The organism is Flavivirga amylovorans (assembly GCF_030540875.1).
GTDB classification, from domain to species: Bacteria; Bacteroidota; Bacteroidia; order Flavobacteriales; family Flavobacteriaceae; genus Flavivirga; species Flavivirga amylovorans.
This window is the reverse complement of record NZ_JAUOEM010000003.1, coordinates 185,718-204,140: the sequence shown is the minus strand read 5'-3', so window position 1 is coordinate 204,140 and position 18,423 is coordinate 185,718. Positions and strand designations below refer to the sequence as shown.

Annotated in this window: 12 protein-coding genes; 9 read left to right on the top strand and 3 right to left on the bottom strand. The window is 30.8% G+C overall.

Going from position 1 to position 18,423, the window contains the following annotated elements:
* On the top strand, positions 1-1,416 hold the full coding sequence (locus Q4Q39_RS09425) for a RagB/SusD family nutrient uptake outer membrane protein (protein WP_303282182.1): 1,416 nt from the start codon (positions 1-3) through the stop codon (positions 1,414-1,416).
* Between the two features lie 508 nt (positions 1,417-1,924).
* On the top strand, positions 1,925-2,926 hold the full coding sequence (locus Q4Q39_RS09420) for a TlpA family protein disulfide reductase (RefSeq protein WP_303282181.1): 1,002 nt from the start codon (positions 1,925-1,927) through the stop codon (positions 2,924-2,926).
* A 225-nt stretch (positions 2,927-3,151) separates the two neighbouring features.
* Here the strand turns inward: Q4Q39_RS09420 and Q4Q39_RS09415 are convergent, their stop codons facing one another.
* On the bottom strand, positions 3,152-3,730 hold the full coding sequence (locus Q4Q39_RS09415; RefSeq protein WP_303282180.1) for an RNA polymerase sigma factor: 579 nt from the start codon (positions 3,728-3,730) through the stop codon (positions 3,152-3,154).
* Positions 3,731-3,823: 93 nt separating this feature from the next.
* Here Q4Q39_RS09415 and Q4Q39_RS09410 point away from each other — a divergent pair, with 93 nt between their 5' ends.
* From Q4Q39_RS09410 to Q4Q39_RS09390, 5 genes are all read left to right on the top strand, one after another.
* A complete protein-coding gene (locus Q4Q39_RS09410) occupies positions 3,824-4,972 on the top strand; it encodes a FecR family protein (RefSeq protein WP_303282179.1) in 1,149 nt (382 codons plus the stop codon).
* A gap of 163 nt (positions 4,973-5,135) precedes the next feature.
* Entirely contained in the window at positions 5,136-8,621 is a 3,486-nt protein-coding gene (locus Q4Q39_RS09405) for a SusC/RagA family TonB-linked outer membrane protein (protein ID WP_303282178.1), read from the top strand.
* Positions 8,622-8,631: 10 nt separating this feature from the next.
* The gene (locus tag Q4Q39_RS09400) at positions 8,632-10,029 is read left to right on the top strand and encodes a RagB/SusD family nutrient uptake outer membrane protein (RefSeq protein ID WP_303282177.1); all 1,398 of its coding nucleotides are present in this window, start codon (positions 8,632-8,634) and stop codon (positions 10,027-10,029) included.
* Positions 10,030-10,116: 87 nt separating this feature from the next.
* Positions 10,117-11,190, top strand: a complete 1,074-nt coding sequence (locus Q4Q39_RS09395; protein ID WP_303282176.1) for a TlpA family protein disulfide reductase — start codon at positions 10,117-10,119, stop codon at positions 11,188-11,190.
* A 210-nt stretch (positions 11,191-11,400) separates the two neighbouring features.
* Positions 11,401-12,606 carry a thioredoxin family protein gene (locus Q4Q39_RS09390; protein WP_303282175.1) on the top strand — a complete coding sequence of 402 codons (1,206 nt, stop codon included), beginning with the start codon at positions 11,401-11,403 and terminating at the stop codon, positions 12,604-12,606.
* Positions 12,607-13,059: 453 nt separating this feature from the next.
* On the opposite strand, the gene Q4Q39_RS09385 is transcribed toward Q4Q39_RS09390, so the two are convergent.
* Positions 13,060-14,442, bottom strand: coding sequence for a sigma-54-dependent transcriptional regulator (locus Q4Q39_RS09385; protein ID WP_303282174.1), 1,383 nt, complete (start codon positions 14,440-14,442; stop codon positions 13,060-13,062).
* Between the two features lie 407 nt (positions 14,443-14,849).
* Between Q4Q39_RS09385 and Q4Q39_RS09380 the strand changes: the two genes are divergently transcribed.
* On the top strand, positions 14,850-15,236 hold the full coding sequence (locus Q4Q39_RS09380) for a hypothetical protein (protein WP_303282173.1): 387 nt from the start codon (positions 14,850-14,852) through the stop codon (positions 15,234-15,236).
* Positions 15,237-15,296: 60 nt separating this feature from the next.
* The gene (locus tag Q4Q39_RS09375; RefSeq protein WP_303282172.1) at positions 15,297-15,920 is read left to right on the top strand and encodes a Crp/Fnr family transcriptional regulator; all 624 of its coding nucleotides are present in this window, start codon (positions 15,297-15,299) and stop codon (positions 15,918-15,920) included.
* A 50-nt stretch (positions 15,921-15,970) separates the two neighbouring features.
* Here Q4Q39_RS09375 and Q4Q39_RS09370 read toward each other — a convergent pair whose 3' ends face one another.
* The gene (locus Q4Q39_RS09370; RefSeq protein ID WP_303282170.1) at positions 15,971-17,932 is read right to left on the bottom strand and encodes a histidine kinase dimerization/phosphoacceptor domain -containing protein; all 1,962 of its coding nucleotides are present in this window, start codon (positions 17,930-17,932) and stop codon (positions 15,971-15,973) included.
* Between the last annotated feature and the right edge of the window lie 491 nt (positions 17,933-18,423).

Here is an 18,423-nt window from a genome sequence, read left to right as displayed (position 1 = left end):
ATGAAAAAAAGAATATATACCATAATATTTTGTTTTACGGTTTTCATTACTTCATGTGAAGATTACTTAAACGTTCAACCAAATGGAACTTTCATTCCTACAACTTTAGGGCATTTTGAGTCTTTAATGATTAAATATGACCTTATGCAAGCACGTTCTTCCTTTTCAATGCTTATGATGACTGATTTAGTCTCAGCTGATGATAGATTTAAAAATGCAACTAGTCTATTTAATTTAAGACGTTTTGTAAGAACGGATTTCTTAGATGAAAGCACATCCGAAAGCAATCAGCTTTGGGATAATATATATGAAAGAATTTTTGTTTATAATAGCATTATTGATGAAGCTACTAGTAAAGACATAGAAGAAGCAAGTGAAGACGAAGTAAAAAGGTTAGTAGCTATGGCAAGAGCAGCTCGTGCTTATGAATATTTTGATGCTGTTAATGCTTTTGGTAAATCCTATAATCAGGCTACAGCTTCAACGGACCTAGGAGTGCCAATTATTACTAGCCCAAATTTAAATGCGGTAATTCCTAATAGACATACTGTTCAAGAAGTTTACGATTATATGGTTTCCGAAATGAATGAGGCGCTTCCAGATTTACCTGAGACAGAATATCTAAAGACTTTTTACCCAGGTAAGGATATGGCTTATGCTTTTTTAGCAAGAGTATACTTATTTATGCATGATTATACTAAAGCAAAAGAAAATGCAACTTTGGCATTAACAATTAAAAGTAGTATTCATGATTACAATAATAGACCATTCCCAGCAATAGTTGATAATCCAGAAGTTATTTATTTAAAAGAAAGGTTTGGCTGGATAAATGGTATATCTTATGCTAGCAATCCAATATTTGGAGGTGGTTTTTCTTTAGATTCAGATTTCTCAGATTCCTTTGAAACTGGAGATATAAGGCTTCCAATTTTAACAAGAAATACCAGATTTAATGATAATGGTGAGTTTTACATAGAGGCTAGTGAACGTAATATTAATGTTGGGCTTTCAGTCCCAGAGTTATATTTAATTAGAGCTGAGTGTGAAGCGAGGCTTCCAGGAGGAGATTTGCAAAACATTCTGGATGATTTAAATACAGTTAGAGTATTCCGTTTTGCTACTGGAACATATACAGATTTAACAACCTCTGATATTTCAGATATGAATGAAGCACTTTCTTTTGTGCTTGATGAAAGAAAAAAGGAATTGGCATTCAGAGATATGCGCTTATTCGATATGAAAAGGTTAATGGTTACTGGCGATTTTACCGAAACATTAACTCGTAGTCTATTTGGTAGAGATTTTCCTATGGCACCTAATGCTAACAATTGGGTGATAAATATCCCCCTAAACGTAATGGATTTTAATCCTGATTGGGAACAAAACCAAAGGGATAATGTTTCTTTAGGAATGTAGAACAAAGATAAAAGAGGCTGTCTAAAAAAGTGTCATTCAGAATGAAATGAAGAATCTCTTTAAATTAAACATTTTGAATACCAGCGTGTTGAGATTTTTCGGCTGCGCTCAAAATGACAACTTATAGACTTTTTAGACAGCCTTTTTTATCTTTAAAACCATTAAACATTTGGAAGTATAATATTGAATTTGTCTAGATATAAAATTTAAAATAACTTCCTGTTTAAGTGAAACTTATCGTCTATAACAAATTAACAAAGCATTAATTATAATACTAAAAAAAGGGAGTAGCAGAAACCCATACTATAATTAATATTTAGCAAAATATCTAATCAAAGAAATAAAACTATGTGAAAACAGATAGCAATATATAAGCAAGAAAAAACTACACTCTAATACCATGGATTATAATTAAGAAATTTTAATAAATCCTGTAGCGTATACTCCAAACGTTGATGAGTATAATGCTTGGTTAAAAGAAGGGATTTAAAAATTTAAAAATAAAACAATGAAAAAATTAATTTGTATTGTATCAATTGTAATTGTAATAGTTGCTTGTAAAAAAGAATCAACAAAGGACTATGTCACTCTTTCGGGAACTATTAAAAATCAAAGTTCAGATTCTCTACTAATAGGCAAGCGTAGTGTTATTAAAAAGATGAAAGTAGATGCCGAAGGCAATTTTTCAGACACTTTAAAGGTAGAAGAAACTGGTAATTATATTCTTTTTGATGGAGAACAGCGTGCCAGTATTTATTTAAAAAACGGATACGATTTAAATATCAATTTAGACACTAAAAAATTTCATGAAACACTTGTTTTTTCAGGTAATGGTGCAGAAGCTAACAATTACCTAGTTAAAAAAGGTATCCTTGAAAAAAGACTATTCGATTACGAAACATTATTGGCTATGGATCAAGCTAGTTTAGATAGAACAATGGATGAGTATACAAAATCAGTTACATCACTTTTAGAAACTACTAAAAGTTTAGATTCTTCGTTTGTTGCAAGCGAGAAAAAGAATACTAAAATGACGACTGAAATGTTAAAGAGAACGTACCAAAAGAAACAATTATTAGCTTTAAAAGGTCAAGCATCTCCAAAGTTTGTTGATTATGAAAACTATGCGGGAGGTACTACTTCCTTAAATGATTTAAAAGGGAAATACGTATATATTGATATGTGGGCAACTTGGTGTGGTCCATGTAAAGCAGAAATCCCTTTTTTAAAAGAAGTAGAAAAGGCATATCATGATAAAAATATTGCTTTCGTTAGTATTTCTATTGACAAAAAAAAGGCTTACAATACTTGGAGAAATATGGTTAAAGACAAAGCATTATCCGGGATACAATTGTGGGCTAAAGAAGATAAAACTTTTGTTGATGAATATAAAGTTTCTGGAATACCTAGATTTATTTTAATAGATCCAAATGGAAATGTAGTTAATGCAGATGCACCAAGGCCTTCAAGTGATAAATTAAAAGTGCTATTTAAAGAATTAAATATATAGAATAGAATATTTTGTACATTATAAATTCAATAGTATCGATGTTAAAAGTATTTTTAAGCAAAACATATTGTAATCCTCTAAATTAGAGGAATACTTTGCGCAATTTCGAAATATTAACTATTGATTAATAGTAAAATGAAAAAAACCAGAGAAACTAGATTTTTCTGGTTTAATTTATTTCAAAATATTTAGTTGAAAATCTATCGTTAAAAACGAGTTTCAAACCTAAAAATATAGACTTACAAATAGTGAAAAAGTATCTTTATCCTTCATTTCTTTTCTTATAAAAGCAAAAGCTCTCGTCATTTGATTTTCTACAGTTTTTATTGAAATATTTAACTCTTTCGCTATCTCATGATATTTATACCCCTGGTACTTACTCATTTTAAACACTCTTAACGTTTTTGGAGGTAACTTTTCTATCACTGCTTTTATTCTTTCAATCTTTGCCAATCTTTCATCAGTATCTTCACTTAATAGATTTGTTATTTTTTCATAGGTTAAACTATCAAGCATTTTAGATTCTTTTCTCTGGTCTCTGTAATTGTTACAAAATGTGTTGTATGCTGTCTTGTACAAATATCCCGTAACAGATTGTTCTAATTTTAAACTATCTCTACGGTTCCAAAGTTTAACAAAAGTATCTTGAATAATGTCTTGAGTTAAAAAAGAGTCATTAGTAAATCCATTAATATACACAAAGAGTTTATCATAATATGCCTCAAACAAAAGTTTAAACGCCTCTCTATTGCCCGCTTCAAAGGCCTCCTTTATTGAATAATTATTTTTTTGTTTCCTCTTCATTAACAATTTAAAACAAAGCTAAACTAAAAAAAGTAAAATAATAATAGGGGTATTTTTATAGTATTGTGTATAAAAATATATAAATAGCTAAAAATGGTACCCAAAAAAATTGAAACCTTAATCGTTAAGTACTTTACAAATCAAATCAATGATGAAGAAACAAAGAAACTTAACGATTGGTTAATAGACAAAAATAATAAAATCATATTTCAAGAGTATGTGGCTTTAAATTTCTCTATCGAACAATTAAAGCATAGAAAAAATCACAGCAAAAGTCTTGTATGGAATGCTATTGAACATAATATTAAAGATAAAAGGAAAAGACATGCATACTGGAAATACGCTGTTGCTGCCACTATAACAATACTAATCACCATTCCATTATTTGTAAAAAACAAGTCAGAATCAAGCCAGCAACCAATTATTGTAAATAACGCCATTAAAGAAGGCACGGATAAAGCAACGCTTACATTAGAAGACGGTAGTAATATTACTCTAGAGAAAGGTCAAAATTATGTAACCAATAGCGCAAAAAGCAACGGCACAAAAATTATTTATAATGACGCTAAATCTAATATAACAGAAATAACATATAATTCCCTAACCGTTCCAAGAGGTGGTCAATATAATGTTGAGCTATCAGACGGAACGCAAGTTTGGTTAAATTCAGAATCAAAACTTAAATACCCTGTAAACTTTATTGATGGTGAAACTAGACACGTTGAACTGGTATATGGAGAAGCTTATTTTGAAGTATCACCTAGCACATACCATAATGGCGATAATTTTATGGTTTTAAATAACTTCCAAGAGATTGAGGTATTGGGTACAAAATTCAATATAAGAGCTTACAGTGACGAAGATAACATTATAACTACCCTTGTTGAAGGAAAAGTAAAAGTATCGACCGATATAAATTCAAAAATTTTAAAACCGAACGAGCAATCAGTTATTCACTCAAAAACAAAAACTATTTTAGTTGCAGAAGCAAATATTAAACAAGAAATAGCTTGGGTAAATGGTGATTTTGTTTTTAATAAACTACCTCTTAAAACCATCATGAAAACTATAGAAAGGTGGTATGACGTAAACGTAGTTTTTGAGAATGAGAGTTTAGAAAATGAAAGATTCATTGGAGAACTAAGTAAATATCAAAGTTTAGAAGAAATTTTGAAATTAATAAAGCAAACCACAATAATAAACAATTATGAAATTAAGGATAAAACAGTCATAATAAATTAAAAGGGTTAAGGAAAAGCAACATCTCACCGCTAACTTTTCCAATTAACCCTCTTTTGATAAGTATTAATCAATTAATAATTAATTAACTAACACATGCAAATTTATGGAACTAAAATTAACTAGCTGTTCTTTTTTATTAAGAAGAAAGAAAATTTTATCAATAATGATGAGAACATTTGTATTTCTATTTTGTACTACAATGTTTGGTTTATCTCCCAACAACGTATTGTCACAAAATTCAAAAATTACGATTGAAGAAGATACGGTAGTATCAGCAGATGATGTTTTTAGTATTATCAGCGACCAAACCGATTACAGGTTTATTTACCATGAGGATATGTTCAAGAACTATCCCATGATAAATCTTAGTAAGGGAACTATTAGAACAAAAGCACTGTTAAAAAAGACATTATCGTTAGGAGGCTATAATTTTTCTTTGGTAAGTGAGGAAACCATTCAACTTTCCGATCCTAATAGAATAATGCGCTCCGAAGATCAGCAAATAATACAAGGAACAATAACCAACAAAGATGGCTTGCCACTTGCAGGAGCCAGTATAGCTATTCTTAACAGTGATAGTGTTGTTATAAGAGGTGCATCGTCAGACTTTGACGGTAAGTACAAAATTAAAGCCAGTCAATTTGAACTACTAATCTTCTCTTATATCGGTTATAAAACAAAAAAAGTTCCTGTAGAAAATAGTACTACTATTAATGTTGTGCTTGAGGAGAACACAAATGTTTTAGATGAAATCGTACTTAGTACTGGATATGAAAAAATATCAAAAGAAAGAGCTACTGGGTCTTTTGAAAATATAAATGAAAAGACACTAGGAATTAAAACTGCTCAAAATGTTTTTAATAAAATAGAAGGTGAGGTAGCTGGTGTACTTTTTGATCAAGCACCAGATGGAACACAAAGTGCGGTAGTACGTGGAATTAGTACTATAAATTCAGTTAACCAACCACTAATTGTAATAGATGGCTTTCCTGTTGAACAGGGCTTAGAAACCATAAACCCTAATGATGTGGAAAGTATTACAATTCTTAAAGACGCAGCTGCAGCATCTATTTGGGGTATTAGGGCTGCAAATGGAGTTATAGTAGTCGTAACAAAAAAAGGCCATAAAAATACCAGAACTTCAGTAAGTTATGCTTCTAATTTTTCTATTACATCGCAATTGGACTTACACGAGCAACGCTATGCATCTACTTCAAGTTTTTTAGATTTAGAAAAACATATAGCCGACAACCAATGGAGATCCTTACCAAATGCATTTAATTCTTCTAATGTTAGTAATGGGTTAAATACTTATCTTCAGTTAAATGCTGGTTTAATTTCCGAAGATGAAGCTAATAACATAATTAATGGTCTAAGGTCTATTGATAGTAGACAACAATTTGAAGATCTATTTATTTCTGATGAAACATGGATGCAACATAACTTAGGTATTAGCGGTGGAGGACAGAGCAGCAGTTACCAAGTTTCTTTGGCTTATAACCAAAATAGAAATATTGGCTCATTTAACCATGCAAATAGAGACCAAATTATTGCAAATATTAGAAACCAAATAGATCTTTCACCTAAGCTTAGTTTTACGGGTGGCATCAACTATTCTCATACAAGAAACAAACCAAATGGCTTAAGTTTGACTGACGCACAAGATTTGGATCAATATCAAAATATTATTGATGAAAATGGTAATTATTTGGCACAACCTAGAGGTTTTTATGAGGAGTTTAAAGAAGAACGCAGCGTAGAAAATGGCTATCCTTATAATTGGGACTATAATCTATTACAAGAATTAGAAAATAAAAATAATAGAAGTACCAATTCGCAAATAAGATTGCAAGGAGCCTTGAATTATAATATAACAGATCATTTGGCAATTGAAGGAAGGTATCAATATGAAAGAGGCCACATAAATACAAAAAACTTATTTAACGAAAATACATTCACCGTAAGAAATCTTGTAAACACTTTTACCACAAGAAATGCTACTGGTGACATTGTAAGTGCTATTCCAAAAGGAGCTATGGTTGATTTTAATAATGAAACAAGTCAATCTCAATCAGGAAGACTGCAATTAAACTATAATCAGTCCTTTAAAGATAACTTGCATAATGTTACTGCCTTAGCTGGTTATGAGGTAAGGAAAGTACAATCAAGTTCGCATGGAAATAGGCTGTATGCCTATGACGACCAGTCATTAGATTTTAATAGCAATATAAACTATGCTGATTTATTTCCAACAGTATTCTTTTTTGGTCAGAGAAACATACCAAACTTAGAGAGAATTAGTGATCTAGAAGATAGGTTTATCTCTTATTATGGGAATTTCTCTTACGATTATGATAGAAGATATACTTTAACAGGAAGCATTCGTTTAGATGACGCTAACCTTTTTGGAGCTAGTGATGAATATAAAAATATCCCCCTATTCTCTATTGGAGGTAAATGGGCCATACATAATGAAGACTTTTTTAACAGTGCTGTTATAAACAACTTGGCACTTAGAGCGACTTACGGCAGTAACGGAAATGTCAATAACCAGACCAGTCCCAATGTGCAATTAACAGTAACTAGTGATTTCAATACAGGCAACCCATTTGCTTATATATCTAATGTAAAAAACCCTGAGTTAAGACTAGAAAGAGTATTTGTTACAAATTTAGGTTTAGATTTTGGATTATTTAATAACCGTATTTCTGGTAGCATTGAATATTACGAAAGAAAAAGTCAGGAATTGCTATCTAACGTTATTTTCCCTTCAATACTTGGTTTTAATTCGGCCTTAATTAACGCAGGCGAAATGGTAAATAAAGGACTAGATATTTCAATTAGAGGAGACGTAGTAAAAACTAAATCGTTTAATTACAACACGACGCTAAACTTCAGTTTTAATGAAAATGAAGTTACCAAAGTTGATGTGCCAAACGATACTCCTTTTACGTATACCGTAACTAGAACTCCATTAGTAAATACACCTCTTCGTTATTTGTATAGTTATCAATACCAAGGGTTAAATGACGAAGGAGACCCATTATTTTTAAACGAAAATGGAGAGTTGGTGAATGATGTTATTGATAATGTTGATGCTCTTAAATATGAGGGTACCACATTACCAAAATTTTATGGAAGTTGGATAAATCAATTCACTTACAAAGGCTTTACTTTAAGGGCACTAGCGACTTTTAAGTTTGGTCATGTGTTTAGAAATCCAGATTTCTTAGATTATAATCAGTTGCCAAATATTTTTGGTGGCAATCATTTTGTTCATGAAGAATTTGAGAACAGATGGCAAAACCCTGGTGATGAGGCTAACACAAACATTCCAAGAACACCAACCACAAGAGCTGACGCTACTCTAGCTATGTACTCCAATTTCTATAAATATGGCAGTCAAAACATTGATGATGCTTCACATATTAGATTGAGAGAAGTCGTTTTATCTTATCAGTTGGATCAAAAAATAGCAAATAAAATTGGTTTAAATGGATTGAGTATAAATCTACAAGGTAGAAACCTTGCGCTAATTAATTTCAATAAGTGGGATGTAGATCCTGAAGGCTTAATTGTTACACAAAACAAGCCTACATTTTTTACACAGAGACCTACGTTCACCATTGGAGTAAATGCTAACTTTTAAAAAAAATAAAATGAAAAAATACTTATATATATTATGCCTTACATTTTTAGTATTCTCTTGTGATCGAGAAGAGTACTTAGACATACAACCAAAAGGTCAAATAATTCCAAATAAAGTAGACGACTACAGACTTTTATTGGATCAAACATTGGATTTTGGAGGCATTTCTGCTGGATTTGTAGAAACATTTTCTGGGACTGAAATAGCCAGTGATGATGTAATGATTACTGATAATTTATCTGATAATTATCCCGAAGGTACCCCTGATGTAAATATCTATACTTGGAGTGATAATATTTTTACACAGGACCAAGAAGATGAAGATTGGCAATTGTTATATGGTCAAATATATACTGCGAATATCGTTCTAGAGGAAATTTTAGACGCAACAAATGGAACACTACAAGAAAAGCTAGCTTTAAAAGCAGAAGCACAGGCACATAGAGCATTTGCTTATTTTATTTTAGTGAATTTATATGGTGTTCATTATAACCCGGCATCTGTGACTACCGATTTGGGAGTGCCACTAAGGCTAGGAACTGAACTGGTGGGCATTGAGTTTCCTCGAGCTACAATTGAAGATGTTTATAACCTAATACTAGATGATTTAAATGAAGCTCTAGACAATTTACCTGATACTCCTGAGTTTGTACATAGACCATCAAAGGCTGGCGTATACAGTTTATTGGCAAGAGTTTATCTTTATATGGGCGAGTTTCAAAAAGCCTGGGAAGCTTCAAATAATGCGTTGCTACTATCAAATACATTAGTAGATTTTAACACGCATCCAGATTGGTTCTTTCCTGGTGTTGTGAATCCTGGTGATTTACCTGAAGATGATGCTGAGATTATTTGGCATAAAGCTAGTAACAATACATTTTCGTTTAGAATCGCTTCTAATGATTTCTTAAGTTTAATAGCACCAAATGATCAACGTAGAAGACGTTTTGCAGGACCATTTCTTTTCGGTCTAGGCGGGACAGAAAGTATCTATGCTACTGGGTTTGCAAGAAATTTTAAAGAGATTGGACCATCTGTGCCAGAAATGCACCTCACTAGAGCTGAGTGCAGCGCAAGATTAGGTAATTTGTCTGAAGCCTTGAATGATTTAAATACATTAAGAGAAATGCGTGTTGATACAGGTACCTTTACACCTTTTGCAAGTGCTGATCAAACGGAAGTGTTGAACTGGATAAAAACAGAAAGGCGTCTTGAATTAATAATGAAAGGACATCGTTTCTTTGATCTAAAGCGATATAATGTTTATGATACACCTAAAACTGATCTTACACATGTATTTAACGGAACCACATATACATTAAATGCCAATAGTACTAATTGGGCATTTCCAATAGCAGCAAAATACATATTGCAAAGCCCAGAAATTGGGGAAAACATTCGAGAATAAAATACGTTTTAATCAAAACAACAGAAAGCTAAATATTTATTTAGCTTTCTGTTTTTATAAACATCATAATTTATAAATTCAAAACTTATGAAAAAGTTATTTTTTTTAACACTTGGGCTTGTAATATTTCTAGGAGCTTGTAAAAAAAAGGAAAGTACACCTTTGAATACATGCCAAATCGAAATTCATACAGATGGTAATGAAAATGGAGTCTTGGTTATCTCTCCATATCAACGTGTTCAAAGTATGGAAGAGTATAATAAGCTAACCATTAAAGATTCTATTAAAGGAAGCATTACAAAAATTGAAATTGATACAGTACAAGCTTTGAGAAAAGTTAACTTAAAGATTGGAGTTAATAGTTATTCTACAGAGTTGTTTACTGGTGTCGGAAAATTTAAGATATCAATTGAAAACAATGACCTTACTGTTGAGGGGCCTGCTAGACACAACGAATTTATGGCTATAAAAGAAGAATTACGAATATCAGAAATTGAAAAATTAAGATATAAAAAGGAGCGTTCTTCAGAAGAAGAAGACTTTATTACAAAATTTCCTAGTAAGCTCATTGAAATTATTAAAAAACATCCTACTAATTCTGGTTTAGCACAAATAGCTTATAGTCAATTTTGGAGTGCAGATGGGAGTAATTTGGATGAGGTAATCTCAAGCTTTGACAGTAGTTTTAAGAATAATTATTTCCTACAACCTTTACTTGAAAGACAAAGAAATCTACATTTGGTAAAAATTGGTAAACCGGCACCTCTATTTACACTTAAAAACCCCGAAGGGAAAAATATATCAATTACAGATTTCAAAGGAAAATATTTATTAATTGATTTTTGGGCATATTGGTGTACGCCTTGTATTGCTAGTTTTCCAGAGCTAAAAGAAATTAGAGCATCTTACAGTAAAGAAAAACTAGAAATGATAAGTATTAGCACAGATAAAAATTATGATAAATGGATTGAGGCTGTTGAGAAACACAAATTACCTTGGGCGCAGGTTATAGATGATGACAGTTTAAAAGTAGACATTGGTTCTAAATATACAGTGGTAGCTATTCCTCATTTAGTATTAATATCTCCAGAAGGTAAAATTATTTACAAGCATAAATACGAAGATAACTTAACGGAAGAACTAAAAAAAATACTTAAATAGATAAAAACGCTAATTGTATTCGTAGCGACATGTACATTTCTTTCCTGTAAAAAAGAAAATACCTTATAGGTTTCAGGTGAAGGAGCAGGTGTTTCAGAATATCTTCAAGCCAAGCGCAAGGTAATGGACAAAGTTTATAATCGTGGGCAAGGTATAACAGTGTTTTTAACATTATTTAAAAGTCATGCGACTAATTAAAATAATTATTATATGAAAAAAATATTTACATTATTAGCTATAGGCGTGTTAAACCTATCATTTTGTCAAGGTGTTTCATTCGAAAAAACCTCATTTAAAGAAGCTCTACAAAAGGCAAAAAAAGAAAACAAAATCTTATTCATGGATTGCTATACAACTTGGTGTGGTCCTTGTAAATGGATGACCAAAGAAATATTTCCCCAAAAAGAAGTTGGTGATTTTTTTAATGAAAATTTCATTAGTATAAAAATTGATATGGAAAAAGGTGAAGGTATTGCACTGAATAGTGAATATGGAGTAAATGCCTATCCTACCTTACTCTTTATCGATAGTAGTGGCAAGGAAATTCATAAACTTGTTGGTGGGAAAAAAGCTCCGGATTTAATTGAAGGTGCAAAGGCCGCCCTAAACCCAAACACGAGAATAAGTAGTCTTAAAGAAAAATACAACAACGGAAACAAGGATCATGATTTCTTGGTAACTTATTTAAAAGCTTTACAAGCAGAAAGTAACGCTGCAAATATTGCCATTGTGGCAAAAGAGATAATTGCTCAGTCGTCCATTGAAAAATTCATGACTAATGATTTATTCTTTGTAATAGCAGCAGCCAATTTTTCTTATGGCACTAAGGAATTCAACTATTTGCTAAACAATAAAGAGAACGTAAAGGCTCTTACGAAAGACTATGAGTATGGTACGGTTTATTTTAGGCCAATTTTTGGTCATTTGCAGAAGTATGCAAAAGAATGTAAAAGCTTAGAAGCGCTTCACCTAGAAATTAAAAATAGCAATACCCTATTTGATATAAGCAAGTTTAGAGATGTTAAAAAAGACTTGAGCTACGATTTTTATATTGCTAATAATGAATTACAAACATGGTACGTTAATAAGTTAAAAGATGCAGAAGCTTTAAAAGGTGAAAAACAACACATATATGTGTATTATGATATTTGTGATGAAATTTTAAGAACACCAAAGTTAGCTGCATCAAATGAAATTATAGATAATTTTATTACAATTGCTCAAAATTTTGCCGCAGATAGAGAAAACGGCATTATTATGGGCAATATAATGTTAGCCAAACTTTATTTGCATAAAAAAGATAAGGAAAAGGCGCAAACAAGTTTTGATATTTTCTTTGAGGAAAACGCAAAAGCGGGAGGTAATAATAACCATCCTTCAGTTAGTAATCTTAGAAAAGCCATAGAAAACCTATAATTATGGAATAAAATAGGGTGAAGAATGAGCCTAATAACGTCTATGGATATACACAGATATAAAATTGAAAGTTTCTGGAGATCCTACATAATATTTGTAGTATTATATCTAGACAGTTAAAATTTCAATAATTGTATATCAAAACATAGAGTTGGATATAATATATTAAATTCTAAGGTCTTTATAAAGGCCTTAGAATTTGATTTTGAACCACTCTCATAAAGCAATATCTACTCAATAGTTTTATTCTTGAATGCGTTCTTTAGATACATTATAAGTGGATTCAGTATCTTCCCATAGAGGAGTTATTTCAACAAGTTTACAGGCTTTATGGTCTAGAAATACCCCATTTTAAAGAAACTTTCCCAACAAAAATAATCAAATCTGTAATTCATTCTTTACTCTTAAAAGAATATTTACTAAAATACGTACTCATTCAATTATCTTCTATAGTTATTCTTCCTTAGAGTGGTAAATGGACTTTTTGATTCCAAGTTTTTTGATTCGAAAATCTAATGTGTTAGGGTGCATTTTTAAGATTTCTGCAGCACCATCTTTACCTCTTATTTTTCCCTTACAATAGTTCAAAGTTTGCACAATTAACTCACGTTCAGTCTCTTCAAATGATTTTAATTGAAATTCTTCATGATGTCTTGCATATCCTTTTAAATTAGGGTTCTCAATAGTTATGGAGACTTCATTACTCTCTGCCAAAATCACACCTCTTTCAATACAATGCTGAAGCTCTCTAACGTTACCTGGCCAGTTGTATCTTTTAAAATCTTCCATTGTTTTAGAAGAAATTAAGTTTACATTTTTTTGCATCTTATCGGTAACGTTTTTTAAAAAGAAATTAGCCAGTAAAATAATATCATCTTCACGATCTCTGAGCGGCGGAACATAAATTGGAAAAATATTTAACCGAAAGAATAAATCTGCTCTAAAGTTTCCAATTCTTACTTCTTCTGCAAGGTCTTTGTTTGTAGCAGCAATAATACGAATGTCTACTTTCTTAGAAACACTACCTCCTACAGTTTCAATTTCTTTTTCTTGTAAACAACGAAGTAATTTGGCCTGACTACTTAGAGGTAATTCTCCAATCTCGTCTAAAAAAATAGTCCCTCCATCAGCCAATTCAAATTTACCAATTCGTTTTTCTGTTGCTCCAGTAAAACTTCCTTTTTCATGTCCAAAAAGTACAGATTCTATAAGATTAACAGGTAAAGCTGCACAATTTACCTTAATTAATATTTTATCATTTCTATTCGACATCTTCTGAACAGCTTGCATAAATAATTCTTTACCAGTACCTGTTTCTCCATGTATCAAGACTGTAACATCTGTACTAGCTACCTGACTCACCTTCTTTAATGCATCTTTTATAGATTTACTCTCTCCAATAATAGGAAAATCCGATTCATTTACAGCAGAAATAGCTTTTTTAGAGTTCTTTGAAACAATTCTATCATTAATTTTAGAATATCCTATTTCTAATGCTACCCTAATATCTCTTTCATCGAATGGTTTTAATATATACCCTACTGGGTTTGTAGCATTCATTTGGTTTAAAATATCAGAATCAGAATACGATGTTACATATATATAAGGAATTTGAAGTTTTTTATCAATAATATGAGCCAAATCTATTCCAGTAAGCTTTCCCTCCACTTTGATATCAAGCAAAATTAAATCTGGTCTCTCCATTTCAATTTGGGACAAAGCTTCTTTTACAGATCTAGCCATTCCCATAATAACATATCCTAAATTTGTACAAATTCTTCGTAAGTCCTGAGCAATAACAAATTCATCTTCAACAACCAAAAGCTTACCATTCATTTATTTATTGATATTAATTTTTTAATACAATTTAATACGTCACAAGATATAAACATTAATCATAAAAATCAAACACAAGTATATGCCTAAAAACAAGGTGTTACATGTAAAATCTCTCACAATAAATCTATAATTTACTACATATTTAAACTTTCTTTTTTTCTTGAGAACGACTCTGGCTTCATCATAAATTGAATAGAAACCTTCTCTAGCCATAATATATTGTATATATACAAAATACTGTACTACTATTTGAAATATCACATACAAAAAAATAATATAACAATATGACAATCAGTCTATTAACATATAATTAATATTTGGCATGGCTTTCGTAAAGCACTCAATATATATGATGCATTATATATGTTTTTTGAATTTATAAAGTGAAATTCACATAAAAAGTTATGGAAAGTTACATTAAAATAGCCATTAAATATCTAATCTCGACAGAGCGAAGTTTTTTACTCTCTTCTAAAGCTACCCAAATCGTATTATACCATAGTCTCCATAGTAGTAGCCTTCATACTCAAAAGCTTACTAAAAGTGGAGACATGCTGTTTTTTAATTATGATTCTTACAATTTGGAATGGAGAACAGATAGAACGTTAATTGATGGGCTATCCATAAAACATCATGAGCATTTTGAGGTGGTTCGTTGGATAGAGACTATGGCAATTGAAGCTGGAATTAGAAAACCGTATGTATTTGATCTATTCTTAATAGGGATGACTCAAGATTTTAACCCTCAATATAAGATACCTAATGGCATGCATAAAAACTATCAATTATAAAACAATGCTCAAATTATATAAGAAAACTCACATTACGTTCAATCTAAAAGACAAAATAGCATGTTATCACATATAAAAGAAGCATCAGAAATAAGCTCAAAATCAATGCAAATTGAGTGTACAGCAACTTACACAGCTCTCAAAAAAATGAAATCAAGAGATATAAATGCCTATAATGAATTCATGGTCTCCTTTAAAGAGGGGAACTGTAAAAGGGGGCAATTTCTAAATAGAATTCATGAAATTAGCAATAATATTTATATCTTAAAATCAGGAATTGTAAAGCAATTCAGGTACAAGGAAGATGGTAACGAGTATACTACTTGGTTTAATTTTAAAGGCGATGTAGTAATAGCTTATACAAGCTTTATCAAACAAACCCCTAGTAAAGAAGGCATAAAAGCTCTAGAGGACTGTGATTTTTATAGTATCTCTAGAGATATGTATTATAAATTGAAAATGAAGTACCATGCTGTTGATAGCTTTTTTCGAGAAATTTCAGAAGCATATTGCATAGATTCACAAGAAAGACTATTTTTTTTATTAGCCTTAACAGCAAAGCAGAAATATGACTATATCATTAAGAATTACCCTGATTTCATTCAAAATTTGTCTTGCAAAGAAATTTCTTCCTTTATTGGAGTATCTCCTGAGACACTGAGTAGAATACGTAAGTATAGATAGAATTCTTAGATAAAACTTATAGCCTGGACAATAACTTATATATTTTCAAGCTATACGGTTTCAGGTTGTGTCAAATGAATTATAAATTTAGTCCCCTTATTGGCTTCACTCTTAATTTCAATTTTTCCATTTAATTGCTGTACCAAACCTTTTACTAATTGTAAACCAAAAGAGGTTAGTTCATCTATGTTAATACTTTCTGCTAAACCTATACCATTATCAGAAATCTCTAATTTATAAACCTCACTCTCTTCTAATTCACCGAAATGTATAGTTATCTTATTGTTACTATCACTTGAAATAAAAGCATATTTATAAGCATTGGTAACAAGCTCATTAACTATTAATCCTAATGGCACCGCCATAGACATATTAATCTCACTATTTTCAATATTAACATTAAAACTAATTTTTTTATCACTCCCTTTATATGAATCTTGAATATTCGCAACGAGCTCATTTAGGTAATTCATAGAAGGAACACGAACAAAATTATTAGAACTATAAAGATTTTGATGGATAATAGCCATAGCCTTAATTTTATTTTGGCTTTCAACAAATGCAAGCTTAAGCTCTTTATCATCATTAAAAGCACTTGATTGCGCATTAAGAAGGCTTAGTACAATCTGAAGATTATTTTTTACCCTATGATGAATTTCTTTCATTAATAGAAGATTTTCATCATTCTTACTCTTTATTTTCTTAAGAGCTTTCTTTTTAATATTAAATCTACTCCAAATAATTAGAAGTAAAGCAATGAGCATAAGACTTCCAATAATAAGGTTTATTTTAAGGTTTCGTTGTTGTTTAGCCTCAACATCTTGGAGTTTTCTCTCTGTTTTTAGAATAGAAATTTCTTTATCTTTTTGCTCAACTTCAAAGGCAATCTTTTGCTCTTGAATTTCTGACCACATTCTCAATTCACGATCTATTTCTGTTTTCTGTAAGAGTTCTGAAGCTTCTTGTATGGTCAACTTTTCTGTATACCACTTATTTTCTTTTAAGTACAAATAAGCCTTATCATACTTACCTTCCAAAGAATATATTCTACTTAATACTTGGGTGATTTCAGCCAAAGACTTTGTAAGACTTTTAGATTTAGCTAACGTATATCCCTTAACAGCATAGTCTTTAGCCTTATTGTACTGCTTTTCTTCAATATAAAATAATGACAAGGCTGCATAAGCTTTAGGTATATCATGTGTGCTTTTAAACAGGACAGCATCTTCAAGACTCTTTTTTAAAAAAAGCTCTGTGCTGTCTTTAACACCCATTTTTTGGTAGGTCTCAGCAATTTTTCCATGTACTCTAAATGAATATTCAGATGAATTAGATCTAATTTTTGCCGCTTTATGATAAAAATCCAGAGCCATACTTAAGTCTCCCCTCTGTAGAGATTCGTCTGCAATAAATTGAAATGTTTGATTAGAAGGTAGTTCAGATAGCATTTTACTGTAATAAAATTGAAGAGAATCGACATCATTCTTCTTTCTAAGAATTTCGGTCTTCAATTCCATAAAAAGTTTTTTATAGCTTATATTTAAATCATTATAATCAACAAGTTTTATCGTTTTATCTGCCAGGGGTAAATTATCATTTTTCAATGATATATTGGCTATAGCCATTGATTTTACATTTTTTATAGAATGCCCTCCATGTTCATTAATAAGATCAACACTTTTTAGAAAATAATTGGTAGCCTTAATATAATCTTCTCTGTGTTTATAAATAAAGAACATACTATTATAAATATCTGCTATTAACACCTGATCATCAATAGCCTTAGCTATTTTAAGAGCATCATCTGCATATTGGAACGATTTATCTGAAACTGGAAGCGCAAGATAACGTAACGCCATAGCCTCTTGTAGTGGTTTCCGCAAGTTCCTTGCTATTTTTAAAGCTTTTTCTGTTTGTATTTTTGTTTTCGAAACATTCTTAACACCACTCTTATATTTGTAAAACAACAATAATTCAAGTAACTCATTATCAGGAATTCTTTCTTCTAACATTTGTGATATGCTATCAAGATGGACTTCAGACGAATAATAAAAGTCCCATTTTTCCTCATATGAATTAAAGCTTTCTAAGGTATTGGCAAGTTTATTACTTTGAGTATATCCACTATGAAAAAGAAGAAGTAGAAAGAAAAAGGATATTTTTTTCTTAAGTTCAAAAAATGACCGCAAGTTATCTAGAAATAAACAATATACCATCAATGCATTGATTTTTGCTATTTGAATATCCAATCAATTGAAAATTACGATACATATAGCATTTCTTTTTTAATTCTCCTACCTTAATGATTGGTCTTTATTGCAATTTACAATGATTAAGGGAAAAGCCAATAAATAAGTTTATATTTTTTATCATCATATCACCACATTATACTTCAGCGTCTATGTTAAGCTCATTATCTATTAAACATAAAATACAAAAAGATTGAAAAACGTACTGCTACTAATATAATTTTAAAGTTTGCACTATAGTTGTATTTTAACAA